Genomic DNA, 17,494 nt, shown 5'->3' with positions numbered 1-17,494 from the left:
CGCACCGCACTCATTCATGACAGTCACCACAGTCATCGCACCCGTCCGCGTACGCGACAATGGGGGAATGTCCACGACCGCCCTCGCCCCCGCCGCCGTCGCCGCTTCCCCGCTGTCGATCGGCCCCCACACGGTCCAGCCGCCCGTCGTCCTCGCCCCCATGGCCGGGATCACGAACGCGCCGTTCCGCACGCTGTGCCGCGAGTTCAGCGGCGGCAAGGGCCTGTTCGTCAGCGAGATGATCACCACGCGGGCGCTGGTCGAGCGCAACGAGAAGACCATGCAGCTGATCCACTTCGACGCGACCGAGAAGCCGCGCTCGATCCAGCTGTACGGCGTGGACCCGGCGACCGTCGGCAAGGCCGTCCGCATGATCGCGGAGGAGGGCCTCGCCGACCACATCGACCTGAACTTCGGCTGCCCGGTCCCGAAGGTCACCCGCAAGGGCGGCGGCTCCGCCCTCCCCTACAAGCGCAACCTTCTGCGGGCGATCCTGCGCGAGGCCGTCAGCGGGGCGGGCGACCTCCCGGTGACGATGAAGATGCGCAAGGGCATCGACGACGACCACATGACGTTCCTCGACGCCGGACGGATCGCCGTCGAGGAGGGCGTCACCGCCATCGCCCTGCACGGCCGCACGGCCGCCCAGCACTACGGCGGCACGGCCGACTGGGACGCCATCGCGCGCCTCAAGGAGCATGTGCCGGAGATCCCCGTCCTCGGCAACGGCGACATCTGGTCGGCGGAGGACGCGCTGCGGATGGTGCGCGAGACCGGCTGCGACGGGGTCGTGGTCGGGCGCGGCTGCCTCGGCAGGCCGTGGCTGTTCGGCGACCTGGTGGCCGCCTTCGAGGGGCGCCAGGACGCCTACGCCCGCCCGACCCTGCGCGAGGTCGCGGCCGTCATGGTCCGCCACGCCACCCTGCTCGGCGAGTGGATCGGCGACGAGGCGCGTGGCGTCATCGACTTCCGCAAGCACGTGGCCTGGTACCTGAAGGGCTTCGCGGTCGGCTCCGAAATGCGCAAGCGGCTCGCGATCACGTCGTCCCTCGCCGAACTCTCCGACGGCCTCGCCGAGTTGGACCTCGACCAGCCCTGGCCCACGGGCGCGGACGGGCCCCGCGGCCGCACGTCCGGCAACAACAGGGTCGTCCTGCCGGACGGCTGGCTCAAGGACCCGTACGACTGCGCGGGCATCGGCGAGGACGCGGAACTGGACACGTCCGGGGGCTGACTCTCCTGCCGGGGGGCCGGGGGCCGGGGGTTCCCTCAAGCGCCTCCGACCGCCGTGAGCAACGCCAGCGGCGCCGCCGCCGAACGGGACTCCCGCACGCACGCGTGCGGATAAGGCACCGGCTCCCCGTGTGTCTCGCGGCCGTACCCCGCGAGGACCTCCGGCAGACGGTGGCCGGCGACCGTGGCGGCGTCGACGAGCGCGTGGGCGACCGTCCGGGCCTCGTCGTGCAGGCCGTAGCGGGCCAGTCCCAGCGTGATCAGCGCGTTGTCGTGGGGCCAGACCGAACCGCGGTGGTACGACAACGGGTGGTACGCCGGCTGGCCGGCGGCCAGGGTGCGCACTCCCCAGCCGGAGAAGAAGTCCGGCTCCAGCAGGCGGTGGCCGACCAGTTCGCCGTACTCCTTGTCGAGCAGCCCCGACCACAGCAGGTGCCCGGCGTCCGAGGCGAGGGCGTCGACCTGACGGCCGTCACCGTCCAACGCCAGCGCGGGGAAGGCGTGTTCACTCATCCAGAAGTCCCGCTGGAAACGGTCACGGAGGTCGGCCGCCGCCTGTTCGAGCAGAGCGGCGTAGACCTCGTCGCCCCAGACCGTACGGGCCAGGTGGGCGGTGCGGCGCAGCGCGTCGTACGCGTATCCCTGCGCGCCCGCGGCCATCACCGGCCCACTGGGACGGCTCCCGTCGGCGGAGCAGATCGCGCCGGGGGAGTCCTTCCAGTTCTGGTTGGCGAGGCCGCCGCCGTCCGCTCGGTAGACGAGATAGCCCACGGAGGTCAGACCGCCGTGGTCGAGCATCCAGCCGATCGCCGCCCGGGCGTTGGCCTCCAGCCGCCGGGCCAGGGCCGGGTCACCCGTCTGCTCGGTGTACGCGCCGAGCAGTACCAGGAACAGCGGCGTCGCGTCCACCGATCCGTAGTACCGCCCGTACGGCACCTGCCCGAAGTGCGCCAGCTCACCGTGCCGCACCTCGTGCACGATCTTGCCGGGCTGGGCCACCGCACCCGCTCCCCTCTCGACCGCCTGCGTCGCGGCGAGCGCGGGCAGTGTGGCGGCGGCGAGCTCGGGGCGGTAGGGGAGTGCGAACAGCGAGGTCAGCAGGGCGTCGCGGCCCAGGAGTGTGAGGAACCACGGCACTCCGGCCGCCGGCACCCGCAGCTCCTCGCCGTCCGGGCCCGTCGCCGGGACCTGGAGCACCGCGAGATCGGACAGCCCGCGCGCACAGGCCGCGGCCAGCTCCGGCCAGCCGGTCGGGAAGGGCACGCCGTCCGCGAACTCACCTTCCAGCGCCAGGAGTTGTTCATTCGCCGCGGAGGGTGAGGCGGGCACCTCCGGGTCCTTCAGCGCCCCGTGCGGGCGGGCCGCCACGCGCAGCGCAAGCACCGCCGAGGCGTGTGGTTCGAGGTCCAGGGTCCACACGAGGCGACGGGCGCCGGTGCCGGTCTCCTCGACCCCGTCCGGCGGCGGCTCGGAGGTGACCGTCGTACAGGACCGCCACTCCCCGCGCTGGTAGCTGAACTCCACCCCGTCATCGAGGACCTGACGCCCCCGTACGGCGCCGGTCTTGGCGTACGTACGGTGGTCGGAGCGCAGCTCGAACTGGTCCGTGAAGTCGACGTCCATGGTCAGCGCGATGCGCACGCTCGTGGGCGACGGGCGGTTGTTGGTGACGCGCAGCGCCTCCACGAACGCGCCGTCGGTGACGGCCTGTTCACGGAAGAGCGTGTACGCGGGCGGTTCGTTGCGCCCGCCGCGCGGGACGAGCACACAGCGCGCCGTGTCGCCGTCCGCGACCGGCGTCAGCGCCTCGGGCACCGCGCCGTCGACGGTCAGCTGCCAGCGGCTGAGGTGCCGGGCGTCCCGTACGAATAACCCGTCCGGGGAGCTGCCGCCGCGCACCCCGCTGATGTCCCCGCCGTCGCCCACGGCGGCGAACGTTCCACCGTGCACGAGCAGATGATGCCGGTCCGTCATCCCCGGTCCCCTCCTTTGGCGCCCGTCTCGAATGAACTGTGTGTCGTGTGTGATGCGTGCGATGTGTGTGGCGGCGTGCCCTGTGCCTTGTCGAACGCGCGGCGCCCCGGATGGGACACGCTGTGCGTCGACCGATCCGCCTGGTCGGCTCGCGCGGGCTCGTGCAGCAGGTCCAGCGTCAGCGCGGCCGTCCAGCTGAAGCCGAGCGCGCCGCAGGCCTCGCCGGTGTACGGATCCACGTACTCCGCGAACCCGGACGTGTCCGCCGTCTGAAGCAGCGCCGCCCGCAACTCCTCCGCGCGCCCGTGCTCCCCGTGCAGCCGCAGCCCGCGCTCCAGCAGCCAGTTCGTGTTGAACCACGCCGGGCCGCGCCAGTAGCGGTGCGGGTCGAAGGCGTGCCCGGTCAGGTCGTAACTCGGCGCCAGCCGGGCGACCCCGCCGAGCCCGAAGTGCGGCCCGCCCGCCGTGCGGACCAGGGTGGCGGCGATGTCGCGGGGGAGTGTGGGGAGGATGAGCGGGAGCAGCCCCGCCACGCTGCGTTCGGGGATCAGTGCCCCGGCGCGAGAGCGCTGCTCCGAAGCGAGAGCGCCGCTCCGAGAGCCCCGCTCCGATCCGCGAGCACCGCTCTCGGAAGAGCGCCGCTCCAAGGCAGGAGCACCGCTCTCAGGAGAGCGCCGCTCCGAACTGAGCGCACCGCTCTCGCCCCCGTCGCGCGCATCCCCGCCGTACGACTCCCCACCACCCCCGTCCTCGCCGTACACATCCCGGCAGAAGAACATCCCCTCCGTCGGGTCCCACAGGCGCTCCACCAGTGCCGCCGTCAACCGTTCCGCGCGGGCGTGCCGCGCCGTCCCCGCCGCGCCCAGTTCCTGCGCGATCGCGGCGAGCGCGTGCTCGGAGGCGATCAGCAGCGCGTTGAACGCGGGGTCCTCGACGGCGAACTCGCCGGCGCCGTCGGCGTACCCGCCGTCCCGGTAGTCCGTCGCGAGTCGCACGTACCGGCCGTAGTCGAGGTCCGTCGGCCGGTCCTCCGCGGACCCGTGGTCGAGGTCGGCGCGGCGGAAGGAGCGCGGCGCGGCCGGGGTGACACGGCTGAGCGGGGCGTCCCAGCACGGGCTGTTGTCCATGCCCTGCTCCCACGGGTGGACCACGGAGGCGAGCCCGCCGCCGCCCAGGTCCCGCCGGTGCAGCAGATAGCGGTGCCAGGCGGCCAGCCGGGGATACATCCGGGAGAGAAAGGAACGCGACCGGGACAGACCCGGGTCGGCCTGGTGCACCAGCCAGGCGGCGAGCGCGTGCACCGGTGGCTGCACGATGCCCGACGTCTGTACGGTGCGCGGGGCGCCCGCAGCGCGCCCCGCGGTCGAGGAGCGCCAGAAGTCGGGGCTCGGGAAGTAGGCGTCGAGCGGGACGGAGGGGTTGAACACGATGTGCGGGATCCGGCCGTCACCCCATTGGGCGCCGAGCAGCGTCTCCAGTTCCGTCTGTGCCCTCAAGGGGGACAGGTGGCGCAGGCCGATCGCGACGAAGGCGGAGTCCCAGGACCACTGGTGCGGATACAGACCGTGCGAGGGAACCGTGGACGTTCCCGTCCAGTTGCCTTCGAGTACCCGGGCCGCCCTGAGGTGCAGCGACCCGGCGGGCCGGTCGGGATCGTATACGTGCGTGCCGGAGTGGGTGATCTCGTGCGAGCCGGGCGGGGCGGGGGAACCCGAGGTGCGCGCGGGGGTGGTGTTCCCCGTGCGGCGGATGGTGAGTTGGGTTGTGCTGTCCACTCAGGTCTCCCCGAAGACGTCCGGCCGATCGGTTCGGCACTAGCTACCGTAGGGTTACGTCTATTTAACACGCAAAACTCAATATGTAATGCAGAGTTGGTGAACGCAAGGGGTTGGGCATGACAGGCATGGCGGGGACGGCGGGAAGGGCGGCGAAGGCCATGAGGGCCGGGCATCAGGCAAGCGCCGGGGAACTGCTCGAACTGGTGCGCAGCGGGCGTGCCACGACGCGCGGCGCGCTGCAGCAGGCCACCGGTCTGTCGCGGGCCACCGTCGGCCAGCGCCTCGACCGGCTCTTCCGCGCGGGCTGGCTGCGCGAGGGCGCGGGCGGCCCGGTGGACTCCCCCCAGGGCGGCCGGCCCTCGATCACCCTCGAGTTCGACGACGAACACGCCGTCGTCCTCGCCGCCGACCTCGACACCCGGCACGGCCGGGCCGCCGTCGTCTCACTGAGCGGCGAGATCCAGGCCGAGCACCACGGAAGCCTGCGCATCGAGGACGGCCCGGACGCCGTGCTCGGCGAACTCGGCCGCTGGTTCGCCGAGCTGCTGGAGAAGGCCGGGCAGCGCGCGGACGCGGTGTGCGGGATCGGGATCGCGGTGCCGGGCCCGGTCGACACCGACACCGGCAGGGTGGTGCAGCCGCCGATCATGCCCGGCTGGGACGGCTACGACATACGCGGGCGTCTGGGACGTGCCTTCGCCGAGCACGCCGGCATCAAGAGCGCCGGTGGTGCCGGTAGCGCCGGTGGTGCCACGGGCGCCGGGGTCACCAGGAACGGCACCCTGATCCCCGTACTCGTCGACAACGACGCCAACCTCATGGCGTACGGGGAACAGCGCACCGGTTATCCGGACTGTTCGGCGTTCGCCCTGGTCAAGGTCTCCACCGGTATCGGTGCGGGCATGGTCGTCGGCGGCTCCATCTACCGGGGCGTCGACGGGGGCGCCGGGGACATCGGGCACATCCGGGTGGGCGCGGACGCGCTGTGCCGGTGCGGTTCGTACGGCTGTCTGGCCGCCGTCGCGAGCGGTGGCGCGGTGGCGCGCAGACTCGCCGAGTCCGGCGTACCGGCCACCTCCGGATCGGATGTGCGCGACCTGCTGACGGCCGGGCACCCGGAGGCGATGGCGCTCGCGCGGGAGGCGGGGCGCCAGGTCGGGGACGTGCTCGCGACGGTGGTGACCCTGCTGAATCCCGGCGTCCTGATGATCGCCGGGGATCTGGCCGGAACCCCGTTCCTCACGGGTGTGCGCGAGCTGCTGTACCAGCGGGCGCTGCCGCGTTCGACCGCTCATCTGGACGTGGTGACCTCGCGGCTCGGGGAGCGGGCGGGGCTGGTGGGGGCCGGTGCGCTGGTCGTGGAGTACCTGTACGCGCCGGAGCGGGTGGAGGAACGGCTGGCGGCGCTGGGTGTGTGACGCCTGTGTGACGCACAGGGGTGGCGGGGCGTGTGACATCCGTGTGTCGCGTTCGCGTCGCGTCCACCTCGTGGTCCGCATGATGAAATTCAGGACGTCTTCACCGCGTGATTCTCGCCACCCTTGATAGGGGTGGCGCTCAGATGAGCGGATCTTGGGCGACTGCACTTCCCTAAGGGGTGGCACTCAGTGCCATCCCTTGATCGTTCATCGATTAAACTCAGACGTGTCGGAGGCTGCTCATCTGAGCGTATACTCCTAGCTGAGGGGGTTGATTCGTTCAAGAAGTGAAAACATCTCCCCGTGACCGCTTGCCAAGGCTTGACTTTCAATCGAGTGGCGGACGGGTGGTTACAGGCGCATGACGTGCAAGTGGACGTACCCAGGCGCCTTCGATCTGGGTATGTTCCTCGCCGTCAGGGCAGCCACCGCGACGTCGAGGAGTCGAGACTCGTGTCGGAAAACAAAGATCCCCATGTAGCCGAGAGCGACAGCGGCGTTGAGGGGACGAAGTTCGTTTACGACTTCACCGAAGGCAACAGGGACCTCAAGGACCTCCTCGGTGGCAAGGGTGCGAACCTCGCCGAGATGACCAACCTGGGCCTTCCCGTCCCTCCGGGCTTCACCATCACCACCGAGGCGTGCAAGACCTACCTCGGCAGCGGCGAGGAGCCGGCGGCACTGCGTGACGAGGTGAGCGCGCACCTCGAGGCCCTCGAAGCGGCGATGGGCAAGAAGCTCGGCCAGGCCGACGATCCCCTCCTCGTATCCGTCCGTTCCGGTGCGAAGTTCTCCATGCCGGGCATGATGGACACCGTGCTGAACATCGGCCTCTCCGACAAGTCGGTCCAGGGCCTGGCCAAGCAGGCCGGCGACGACCGCTTCGCGTGGGACTCGTACCGCCGTCTGATCCAGATGTTCGGCAAGACGGTCCTCGGCGTCGACGGCGAGCTCTTCGAGGACGCGCTGGACGCGGCGAAGACGGCCAAGAAGGTCACGGTCGACACGGAGCTGGAGGCCGCGGACCTCAAGAAGCTGGTCACCAAGTTCAAGAGGATCGTCAAGACCGAGGCCGGCCGGGACTTCCCGCAGGACCCGCGCGAGCAGATGGACCTCGCGATCCACGCGGTCTTCGACTCCTGGAACACCGACCGCGCCAAGCTCTACCGCCGCCAGGAGCGCATCCCGCACGACCTCGGCACCGCGGTCAACGTCTGTTCGATGGTCTTCGGCAACCTCGGCCCCGACTCGGGCACGGGTGTGGCGTTCACGCGCGACCCCGCATCCGGCCACCAGGGCGTGTACGGCGACTACCTCCAGAACGCACAGGGCGAGGACGTGGTCGCGGGCATCCGCAACACGGTCCCGCTCGCCGAGCTGGAGTCGATCGACAAGAAGTCGTACGACCAGCTGATGCAGATCATGGAGACCCTGGAGAACCACTACAAGGATCTCTGCGACATCGAGTTCACCATCGAGCGCGGCCAGCTGTGGATGCTCCAGACCCGCGTCGGCAAGCGCACGGCGGGTGCGGCCTTCCGTATCGCCACGCAGCTGGTGGACCAGGGCCTGATCGACGAGGCGGAGGCCCTCCAGCGTGTGACGGGCGCCCAGCTCGCGCAGCTGATGTTCCCGCGCTTCGACGACCAGGCGAAGGTCGACCAGATCGGCCGGGGCATCGCGGCTTCGCCGGGCGCGGCGGTCGGCAAGGCGGTCTTCGACTCGTACACCGCGATCAAGTGGTCGCGTTCGGGCGAGAAGGTCATCCTGATCCGCCGCGAGACCAACCCCGACGACCTGGACGGCATGATCGCGGCCGAGGGCATCCTGACCTCGCGTGGCGGCAAGACCTCGCACGCCGCCGTCGTGGCGCGCGGCATGGGCAAGACGTGCGTGTGCGGCGCCGAGGAGCTCGAGGTCGACACCAAGCGGCGCCGTATGACGGCCCCGGGCGGAGTGGTCATCGAGGAGGGTGACGTCGTCTCGATCGACGGCTCGACGGGCAAGGTCTACCTGGGCGAGGTCCCGGTCGTGCCCTCCCCGGTCGTCGAGTACTTCGAGGGCCGGATGCACGCGGGCGCCGACGACGCGGACGAGCTGGTCGCGGCCGTCCACCGGATCATGGCGTACGCGGACCGGGTCCGCCGCCTGCGCGTCCGCGCCAACGCGGACAACGCGGAGGACGCCCTCCGTGCCCGCCGCTTCGGCGCGCAGGGCATCGGCCTGTGCCGCACCGAGCACATGTTCCTCGGTGACCGGCGCGAACTGGTCGAGCGCCTGATCCTGGCCGACACGGAGGCGGAGCGCGAGGACTCCCTCAGGGAGCTCCTGCCCCTCCAGAAGCGGGACTTCGTCGAACTCTTCGAGGCGATGGACGGCCTCCCGGTGACGATCCGTCTCCTGGACCCGCCGCTGCACGAGTTCCTGCCGGACGTGACCGAACTGTCCGTACGGGTGGCACTGGCCGAGTCGCGCGGCGACGCCAACGAGAACGACCTGCGCCTGCTCCAGGCCGTGCACCGCCTGCACGAGCAGAACCCGATGCTGGGTCTGCGCGGCGTACGTCTCGGCCTGGTCATCCCCGGCCTGTTCACCATGCAGGTACGGGCGATCGCGGAGGCGGCGGCCGAGCGCAAGAACGCCAAGGGCGACCCGCGGGCCGAGATCATGATCCCCCTCGTCGGTACGGTCCAGGAGCTGGAGATCGTCCGCGAGGAGGCCGACCAGGTCATCGCGGAGGTGCAGGCGGCCGCCGGCACGAACCTCAGGCTCGCCATCGGCACGATGATCGAACTTCCGCGGGCCGCCCTGACCGCCGGTCAGATCGCCGAGGCCGCCGAGTTCTTCTCCTTCGGTACGAACGACCTCACGCAGACCGTCTGGGGCTTCTCCCGGGACGACGTGGAGGCGAGCTTCTTCACCGCGTACCTGGAGAAGGGGATCTTCGGCGTCTCCCCCTTCGAGACCATCGACAGGGACGGCGTGGGTTCCCTGGTGAAGTCGGCCGTGCAGGCCGGCCGCGCCACCCGCCCCGACCTGAAGCTCGGCGTCTGCGGCGAACACGGCGGCGACCCAGAGTCCGTCCACTTCTTCCACGAGGTGGGACTGGACTACGTGTCCTGCTCTCCCTTCCGGATCCCGGTGGCACGCCTGGAGGCGGGCCGCGCGGCGTCGACGGCGAAGGGCAGCGACCACCGCTAGCCTGCCGGAACTCCGGAGCCGCCGACGGTCGACCCTGACCCTCACCGACGGCCGACGGCTCCGGCGTACGAAAGAAACGGGGCGGCACCTTGTGCGGAGGTGCCGCCCCGTCGTGCATCATCTGCGGCGACTGTCAAGCTACGTCGCTGACCAGGCAAGTTGGCGTTTGCCGGCGTTGGTTGCCGTTGAACTCGCGTGAGGCCGTTGTGCCCTCCGGGTGGGGCTCTCGTCGATCGCCCCGCGCTGGTGGACGTAGCAGTCGCACGCCAGGGTGGCTGAAGTGGCACCGACCGGCTCGAGAATGGTGCACAGGGACAGCAACGGGCCTCCTTGGGCGGAGAGTTGGCCGACAACCTCGTCCCTGCCAAGAGGCCCGTTCACCACCGAACACGCTTTCGTTCACCAGGTTGGGGTCACGGCATCCAGGAAGCGCATCCGCGAGCGGCACGTCCGACCCGCGGCCCCGGATGGCGACGGGCCAGAGCCGATGGCAGCCTGGATGACAACACCGTTCGTGTTCGCAGGAGGTGGAGTATCCGTGCAAAACCACACGTCGCGCACCGGAAAACTGCTGAGCACTGCCGCGGCTGCCGCCCTGTCGGCCACACTCTTCCCTGTCGTGGTGGCCGCGCCCGCGGCGGCCGTGACCTGCGACCAGGCCGCCGCCAACCGGGCCCCGACCGCCGGGACGGTCACCCAGGCGAGGGCTGCCGTGATGTGCCTGATCAACGCGCAGCGCACACAGCGCGGACTGCCTTCCCTCACCATTAGCCAGGCCCTGACGAACGCGGCCCAGCAGCATGCTGTCGCGGCCGTCCAGCTGAAGTGGTGGGGACCGGGCAAGGACCCGCACCGCAACCCCCAAACCGGCTCGACACCGCAGACCCGCATCCAGGCGGCCGGATACTGTCCCAACCCCCGCTCGTGGGAGTTCAACGAGATCACGTACACCGGGTGGGGCGGATCGGGAACTCCGCAGGCCGCCGTCAACTGGTGGATGAGCAGCCCCGGCCACCGCGCCATCATCCTCAAGCCGTCGCTGCGCGAGATAGGCCCGTGGGCCCAGCCCGGCTCGGCGGACCGGGCCGGAGCCTCGTCGCCCAGCGCCGGCACCTACGTCGTGACGTTCGGACGCTGCCAGCGGTGAGGGGCGGCAGATGCTGAGTTCCCGGTTCAGGGTGTTGGCCATACACCCTGTGCCGAGGTGCCGCCCCGTCGTGCGACCGGGCACAGCCGTACGAAGCCGTCGAGCCCTCCGTACGGCGCCGCACTCAACTCGGCCTCGCCGCCACCGGTGCGGGCCGGCCGCTGCACCAGGTCTCGACCGGGCCCGTACCGCCCTTGGGTGCGTCGGGAGCGCGCAGAGCCGGTCGCAGCGCGTTCGACAGCAGGTTGCCGAGGATCTGCTCGACGGCCCCGTGCACCGCACGCACCGGCCCCGCACCGTTACTGCCGTACCGCTCCAACAGGGGGCCAGGCCCGGTGCCGTTCGACGCTGACCGTGTCCAGGTCGAGGAGTTCTCTGCGCAGCGGCGGGGTGCGGGTGCGGGTGCAGGTGGTGATGCCGGGGTCGGGGAACGCGTCGACGGCGGACATGGCCGGGACCGGGACGGCCCCGGAGCCCTTCGCCGCGAGGATCCCGCACCGCACCACCACCCCGTCGCCCTGTTTCCCCCGCCTCCGTGGCCCATGCCGAGGCGTCGTCGACTCCGTTGCCGGGCCACACCCCGAATGGTTCTCCCCCGAGACCCAGCCCTTCTCGAACGACTACGCAACGCCCTGGCACCGGCCGACGAGTTCGGCGCCCGCTCGTGCTTCTCGTGCTTCCGGATCACCTGATGGGATGGCGATTCGTAGGCCAAAGGATTCAGCGCGTTACTGATCCATTACCTTCTGTAACTCCTGGGGGCCGGTGGGGTCGTCGGGAGGTAGAGGGGTGACAGATGAAGAAGGCATGGGCTGGTGTGGTGGCGGCTGGCGTCTTTTTGGGTGGGGCGGGCACGGCAGCCGCGGCAGCCTGGCATGAACTCCCTGAGATGACGGTGCAGGGCGTGTACTTCTACGAGGGGCGGTACAAGTTCAACCCTCCGGGGCAAAATCACGGTTCCTTCGAGTGGGCCGGATCCCTTCACGACGCCGTGGCGCGGGATGGTCACAACGTCTACATGCAGGTCCGTGTCGAGGGGCACGGTGCGGTCCGGTACTACGGCAAGCAGGGGCGCACGGTGTCCCTGCACAAGTCCAACTGGGACGGGGCGCAGCAGTACACGGACGATGCCTACATCCGTGCCTGCGTCGACCGGGGGGCCGCTCAGTCGGACCTCTGTACCGCCGAACTGCACTACAAGAAGAACTGAGCGGTTACACCAGCGCCCGGGCCCGGGCGCAGGCCCGGGCCCGCTTCCCTTCGGGAGTTCAGATCAAAACGTTAGAAATCCTCTCTGGTAAGGGAATCGACCTCCATTACGGCTCGTCACAGGCCGTCAGAGGGGCTTCCATCGCCCTCCGCCGAGGTGAGGTCACGGCAATTACGGGGCAGAGCGGCTCAGGCAAGTCGTCCCTGCTGTACTGCCTCGCCGGGGTTCTGCCCGTCACCAACGGTGAAGTCCATTTCGAAGGACGTCTGTTGGGAGATCTCGACGACGAAGAACTCAGCGCCTTGAGGAGAGACCGTTTCGGTTTCGTCTTCCAATACGGCGAGCTTCTGCCCGAGCTGACCGTGGAGGAGAACACCGCTCTGCCGCTGAGGCTGGCCGGGCAGCGCAAGGCCCCCGCGCTCGCCGCTGCCGGCGAGGTATTGGGGCGTCTGGGCCTCGCGGATCTGAGGGAGCGGCGCCCTTCTCAGGTGTCCGGCGGCCAGAGTCAACGCGTTGCTGTCGCCCGTGCTCTCGTGCACCGGCCCGCAGTGGTCTTCGCCGACGAGCCGACCGGCTCGCTCGACAGTGAAAACGCGGCCACCGTGCTCAAGGAGTTCCTTGAGCTGGCCCGTTCGCAGGGCACGGCTGTCCTACTCGTCACGCACGATTCGGCAGTCGCGGCTCAAGCGGACAACCGCTACACGATGTCCGACGGCGTTCTCACCGCGCGGGAGCAGAGTGCGTCATGAGGGAACTCCTCCTGGGGCTGAGGCTGCTGTTCGGCAGCGGACGCGGTAATCGTGTGCGGTTCTTCCTTATGACACTCGGCAGCTCGCTCGGCGTGTGCTGTCTGGCCATCGTGCTGGCGATTCCCGGAATCCTGGAGGCGCAGGACGGCCGCGTCACCGGCAGGCAAGCCGTTACTCCACGGGATCAGTCAGGTCTGGCCGTCTTCGACGGCTACCCCCTGACCCTCGACCGCACGGATCCCTACGGCTCAACACCCCTCACCCGCGTCTTCACCGCGCGTGGTACCAGGGCTGTCGAGCCGCCCCCGGGACTCCCCTCGTTCCCCCGGGTCGGTGAAGTGTTCGTCTCGCCACGGCTGCACGAACTGCGGCTGCACAAACCGGCGTTGGCCCAGCTGGTCCCAGGGGAGGAAGTCGGGCTGATCGGTGCCGAGGGGCTGGCTCGCCCCGATGAACTCATCGCGTACGTAGGCATGAGCCGTGCAGCACTCGCCGGCGGCAGCCCTGTGGAGCGGTTCGGCGAGCGCTACGGGCCACCTCCTACGTTGGACCCGACGACCCTCGGCATCCTGCGGTTCGCACTGTCGGCGGTCGTGCTGCTCCCGCTCGCCGTCTTCCTCTCGGTCTGCGCACGCCTCTCCGCGGCCGACCGGGCACGAAGGCTGGCCGCGCTGCGCCTGCTGGGGTTGAGCAAGAAGGGGACTCAGCGGGTGAACGCCGCCGAGACCGTCGCCGCCGCCGGGCTGGGCGCGATCCTCGGACTCGGCGAGTACTGGGCCGTGAACCAACTCGTCTCACGAGTCGGCCTGCCGGGCTTCACGTGGTATCCGGCTGATGGCGCGCTGACGTTCCAGACCCTCGTGGTGTGTCTCGTCGGATGCCCGGCGCTCGCCTGGTACGTGGGTCGCGCCAGTGCGGGGAAGGCCGCTGCCAATCCCCTTGCCGTCCGGCGCGGCGCGGTGGAGAAGCCGCCCTCGAAATGGGTTTTCCTGCCGCTGATTGCAGGTCTGGGAGTCATCACGGGCTACTGCGTCGCGGGCGCGACCGGCCATGCTCCCACAAGCACCGCCGTGTCCTCGTTGCTGATGCCGCTGGCCATCATCCTGGCCGGTGTCGGGCTCGCGCTCTCGCTTCCGTCGCTGTCCCGATTCCTCGCGCAACGGATGGCGCGCACCACCCCGTCGCTCTCCCTCGGGCTCGCGATGCGGCGCAACGAGGCCGAGCCCGGCGGTGCGATCCGGGTGGCCACCGGGCTCGTACTGCTGGTCTTCGCGGCTTCCCTCGCGCAGGGGGTCGTCATCGAACTGAACGGGGTCGCCAAAAGCGTCTTGGCCGTCCAGACGTACGAGATCTCGTACGGAGAGCTGAGTGGGCCGCAGCGACGGGCCGTCGAGGCGGTGCCGGGGCTCCGCGCGCATGTCGTCACCCTGAGGTCGGACTCCGCCGACACGGGAGCGGCCCCCAGCCCTGGGGCCGTGGTGGCGACGTGCGGTCAACTGCGCAAGGCGGTGCCGTGGGTCAAGGGGTGCGTGGAAGGGCAGCCCATGAGGCTGTGGGATGCCACGCAACCTGAGGACAATGCCAAGGCGGGCGGCAGCGTCGTCTTCAGGCTGAAGGTGGGACAGCACTCCCGTGACCTGAAGCTCACTGTGCCGCAGCAGGCCGTCCGGTATCGCGACCATGAGGACATCCACGTCCTGCCGAGCGGAGCGATCCTGATCCCCCCAGCCGCACTGCCCCCGAACGCACGCCCGGAGAGCGCCACCCTCACACTCGTCAGTGGTCCGTCCGAGAAAACCGTCCGTACCGTCCTCGACGGCATCGGCGGTATCTCCCCCATGGCCGGTGTCACCACTCCGGGGCTGATCGTCGACTCGTTCCAACGGGTCACCATCGTAAAAACCCTTCTCGCCGTAGGCATGATCCTCGGCCTGATCATCGGTGTAGCCGCCTACCTCGTCGCGGCCACCGACCGGGCCGTCGAGCGGCGGCCGCAGGTTACTGCGTTGGCCTTGTTGGGGGCGCGGGCGCGGACGTTGCGGGCTGTGCAGGTGGTGCAGGTGGTGTTGCCGTTGGCTGTGGGGTTGGTGTTGGCCGTGGTGGTGGGGAAGATGGCCGAGTCGAGCTATCTGGTCACCGGGGGTGGGGCCGTCTTCTGGGACGGGGGCGGGGTTCCGTTGCTGCTCGTGTGTGCTCTCGGGGTGCTGGTCGTCGCCGCCGTGGGCGCGTTGCCGCTTGTGGGGCGGAGGATTGATCCCGAGTTGATCCGGCGAGACTGAGCGTACGGTGAGTGACGAGCAGTGGTGGAGAGGGGTCTGGGCATGGCCGGGTGGAATGTGAGTGACATCCCTGATCAGCGTGGCCGTACGGCCGTCGTCACCGGGGCCAACAGCGGAATCGGGTTCGTCACGGCACGTGAGCTGGCGCGGCGTGGGGCGCGGGTGGTGCTCGCCTGTCGGAGCGAGGCGCGGGGGAGTGAGGCGGGGGACCGGATCACCTCCGAAGTGCCCGGCGCGGACGTGGAGTTCGTACGGTTGGACCTTGGGGATCTCGACTCCGTGGCGGAGTTCGCGGCGATGTTCGACCTTGTGTACGGCGAGCGGCTTGATCTTCTCGTCAACAACGCCGGGGTCATGGCTCTGCCGTTCGCGCGTACGTCCGATGGGTTCGAGACTCAGTTCGGGGTCAATCATCTGGGGCACTTCGCGCTCACTGGGCTGCTGCTTCCCGCGCTGCTCGCCACCCCGGGCGCCCGCGTCGTGACCGTGTCGAGCATGTTCCACGTGCTCGCCAATATCGACATCCGCGACCTCGACAGCGAGCGCGGTGGGTATCGGCGCTGGGTCGCCTACGGGCGGTCCAAGACCGCCAATCTTCTGTTCACCCGCGAACTGGCGCGGCGGCTGGCCGGCGTCGGGTCCGACGTCGTCGCTGCCGCAGCTCACCCCGGGTACGCCTCCACCAACCTCCAGACCGCCGGGCCGAAGCTCGCGGGGCGCAAGGGCGCCGAGCGCGTCATGGAGATCGGGAACCGGCTCCTCGCGCAGAGCCCGGACGCCGGGGCCCTGCCCACGCTGTACGCCGCCACGGCGCCCGGTGTACGGCCCGACTCCTTCACCGGACCCTCGTTCGCGATGTGGCGCGGCGCGCCCGCGAGCTCCTGGCGGGCCGGGTGGACGCGCAACGACGCCGCCGGCGAGCGCCTCTGGAACGCCTCCGAGCAGCTCACCGGCGTGACCTACGACGCTCTCGCTCCGAAGTGACCTGAGCCCCGGTCCGCGTCCAGCCCGCGTCAGAGGGCGCCTCCGCTGTCCACCACCAGGTCCGTGCCCACGACCGACGCCGCGTCGTCCGACGCCAGGTAGAGGACGGCCGCCGCCACCTCCTCGGTCTTCGACACGCGGCCCAGCGGCAGGTCGTGACGTGCCCGCTCCACCCGCTCGGCCTCCGACTCGCCCGGCCGCAGTGACATCGTGGTGGCGGAGGCGCCGGGGCTGACGACGTTGATCCTGACTCCGTCGGCGATGTGGTCGAGGGCCGCGGCGCGGGACAGCGCGGTGACGGCGGCCTTGGCGGCGGCGTAGGCGGCGACGCCCGGGCGCCGGGTGTGCAGGCCGATGGTGGAGGCGAGATTGACGATCGCGCCGCCGGACGGCTGCGTCCGCATCTGCCGGATCTCCGCCTGAAGGGCGAGGAACACGCCGGTGACGTTGATGTCCAGTTCGGCGTGCCAGTCGGCCTCCGGAAGGTCGGCCAGCGGGGTTCCGCCGTGGAAGACCGCCGCGTTGTTCACCGCCACGTCCAGGGAGCCGAAACGGTCGACGGCCGCCTCGACGAGGGCGTGCACCTCGTCCGAGCGTGACACGTCCGCGGTCACTGCCAGCGCCTTTCCGCCCTTGGCCTCGATCAACGCGACCGTCTCGTCGAGCGATGCGGCGGTGCGGCCGGCGACGACCACCTGCGCGTCCTCCGCGGCGAACGCCAGGGCGGTGGTCCGGCCTATGCCGGATCCGGCGCCCGTGACGAGGGCCGTCTTTCCCGAGAAGCGTGTGCGTGTGGTCATTCCGGATCCCCTTATTTGACTGATCGGTTCAGTATGAAGGCGTACGTGGGCCTTGGGGCGTGGCCTTCAGTCGAGTAGCGTCAGCGCCTGTTCCGCCGCGTCCTGGACCCGGGCCGGGTCCGCGGACGCCTTGCCCACCACCCGTAGGCCCTGCATCAGGACCAGCAGCATGCGGGCGAGGGCGAGCGGGTTGCGGTCGGCGGGCAGTTCGCCCTGGGCCTGCGCGCGGACCAGGGCCGAGTGCAGCAGGGTCTCGAGGTGGTCCCAGTTGTGCTCGACGCGGCGGGCCGCGGCCGTGTCGTGGGGGGCCAGTTCGGCGGCCGTGTTGGTGACGAAACAGCCGCTCAGGCGCCCTCCCTCGGTCGCCGCCTCGGTCGCGAAGCGGCGCACCACCGCTCGTACGGCGGGCAGTGCGGGACCCGGCTGGGAGAGCTCCCGCAGGAGCTGCGGATTGCGCGCCTGCTGGTAGCGGTCCAGTGCCTTCAGATACAGCTCGTGCTTGTTGCCGAAGGTCGCGTAGAGGCTGGCGCGGCCGACGCCGAGGTGTTCGACGAGGTCCGTCATGGATGTCGCCTCGTAGCCGCGCCGCCAGAACAGCTCCAGGGCCGACTGCAGCGCGGCGTCCGGGTCGAATTCCTTGGTCCTGGCCATGGGGTGACCGTAGGACAATCGAGAATGATCGGTCAAGTAAGGTCGGGGTGACCGGCGGGCGCGAGGAGGT

General features: G+C 70.2%; 14 protein-coding genes. 8 read left to right on the top strand and 6 right to left on the bottom strand.

Annotation, left to right across the window (positions count from 1 at the left end):
* Positions 1–67: 67 nt before the first annotated feature.
* A complete protein-coding gene (dusB, locus tag ACIRA5_RS06970) occupies positions 68–1,234 on the top strand; it encodes a tRNA dihydrouridine synthase DusB (protein WP_403688107.1) in 1,167 nt (388 codons plus the stop codon).
* A gap of 35 nt (positions 1,235–1,269) precedes the next feature.
* Here dusB and ACIRA5_RS06965 read toward each other — a convergent pair whose 3' ends face one another.
* Positions 1,270–3,207 carry a glycogen debranching N-terminal domain-containing protein gene (locus ACIRA5_RS06965; RefSeq protein ID WP_403688105.1) on the bottom strand — a complete coding sequence of 646 codons (1,938 nt, stop codon included), beginning with the start codon at positions 3,205–3,207 and terminating at the stop codon, positions 1,270–1,272.
* Positions 3,204–4,982 carry an MGH1-like glycoside hydrolase domain-containing protein gene (locus ACIRA5_RS06960; protein WP_403688103.1) on the bottom strand — a complete coding sequence of 593 codons (1,779 nt, stop codon included), beginning with the start codon at positions 4,980–4,982 and terminating at the stop codon, positions 3,204–3,206. The genes ACIRA5_RS06965 and ACIRA5_RS06960 overlap by 4 nt, the downstream gene beginning before the upstream one ends.
* 128 nt (positions 4,983–5,110) lie before the next feature.
* On the opposite strand from ACIRA5_RS06960, the gene ACIRA5_RS06955 reads away from it, so the two are divergent.
* The 3 genes from ACIRA5_RS06955 to ACIRA5_RS06945 all read left to right on the top strand — a co-directional run bounded on the left by ACIRA5_RS06955 (position 5,111) and on the right by ACIRA5_RS06945 (position 10,751).
* A complete protein-coding gene (locus ACIRA5_RS06955; RefSeq protein ID WP_403688626.1) occupies positions 5,111–6,403 on the top strand; it encodes an ROK family protein in 1,293 nt (430 codons plus the stop codon).
* 453 nt (positions 6,404–6,856) lie between these two features.
* Positions 6,857–9,604: a pyruvate, phosphate dikinase gene (gene ppdK / locus ACIRA5_RS06950; RefSeq protein WP_403688100.1), complete on the top strand. Its 2,748-nt coding sequence runs from the start codon at positions 6,857–6,859 to the stop codon at positions 9,602–9,604.
* Positions 9,605–10,142: 538 nt separating this feature from the next.
* A complete protein-coding gene (locus ACIRA5_RS06945; protein WP_403688097.1) occupies positions 10,143–10,751 on the top strand; it encodes a CAP domain-containing protein in 609 nt (202 codons plus the stop codon).
* Between the two features lie 124 nt (positions 10,752–10,875).
* Here ACIRA5_RS06945 and ACIRA5_RS06940 read toward each other — a convergent pair whose 3' ends face one another.
* Together ACIRA5_RS06940 and ACIRA5_RS06935 are read right to left on the bottom strand one after the other, a co-directional pair.
* Entirely contained in the window at positions 10,876–11,037 is a 162-nt protein-coding gene (locus tag ACIRA5_RS06940) for a hypothetical protein (protein ID WP_403688095.1), read from the bottom strand.
* Positions 11,038–11,050: 13 nt separating this feature from the next.
* Positions 11,051–11,200, bottom strand: a complete 150-nt coding sequence (locus tag ACIRA5_RS06935) for a hypothetical protein (RefSeq protein WP_403688092.1) — start codon at positions 11,198–11,200, stop codon at positions 11,051–11,053.
* A gap of 440 nt (positions 11,201–11,640) precedes the next feature.
* On the opposite strand from ACIRA5_RS06935, the gene ACIRA5_RS06930 reads away from it, so the two are divergent.
* From ACIRA5_RS06930 to ACIRA5_RS06915, 4 genes are all read left to right on the top strand, one after another.
* A complete protein-coding gene (locus ACIRA5_RS06930; RefSeq protein WP_403688663.1) occupies positions 11,641–11,961 on the top strand; it encodes a hypothetical protein in 321 nt (106 codons plus the stop codon).
* Positions 11,962–12,056: 95 nt separating this feature from the next.
* Entirely contained in the window at positions 12,057–12,710 is a 654-nt protein-coding gene (locus ACIRA5_RS06925) for an ABC transporter ATP-binding protein (protein WP_403688623.1), read from the top strand.
* Positions 12,707–14,989 (top strand): FtsX-like permease family protein, encoded by a 2,283-nt coding sequence (locus tag ACIRA5_RS06920; protein WP_403688089.1) that lies wholly within the window; start codon positions 12,707–12,709, stop codon positions 14,987–14,989. Before ACIRA5_RS06925 ends, ACIRA5_RS06920 begins: the two co-directional genes overlap by 4 nt.
* A 42-nt stretch (positions 14,990–15,031) precedes the next feature.
* Positions 15,032–15,973, top strand: a complete 942-nt coding sequence (locus ACIRA5_RS06915; RefSeq protein WP_403688087.1) for an oxidoreductase — start codon at positions 15,032–15,034, stop codon at positions 15,971–15,973.
* 29 nt (positions 15,974–16,002) lie between these two features.
* Here the strand turns inward: ACIRA5_RS06915 and ACIRA5_RS06910 are convergent, their stop codons facing one another.
* Complete coding sequence (locus ACIRA5_RS06910) at positions 16,003–16,773, bottom strand: SDR family NAD(P)-dependent oxidoreductase (protein ID WP_403688086.1); 771 nt, start codon at positions 16,771–16,773, stop codon at positions 16,003–16,005.
* 66 nt (positions 16,774–16,839) lie between these two features.
* Complete coding sequence (locus ACIRA5_RS06905; RefSeq protein ID WP_403688084.1) at positions 16,840–17,424, bottom strand: TetR/AcrR family transcriptional regulator; 585 nt, start codon at positions 17,422–17,424, stop codon at positions 16,840–16,842.
* Positions 17,425–17,494: the final 70 nt, after the last annotated feature.

Source organism: Streptomyces sp. NPDC096311, from assembly GCF_044763085.1.
Taxonomy (GTDB): Bacteria; Actinomycetota; Actinomycetes; order Streptomycetales; family Streptomycetaceae; genus Streptomyces.
This window is presented reverse-complemented; position numbering and strand designations above follow the sequence as displayed.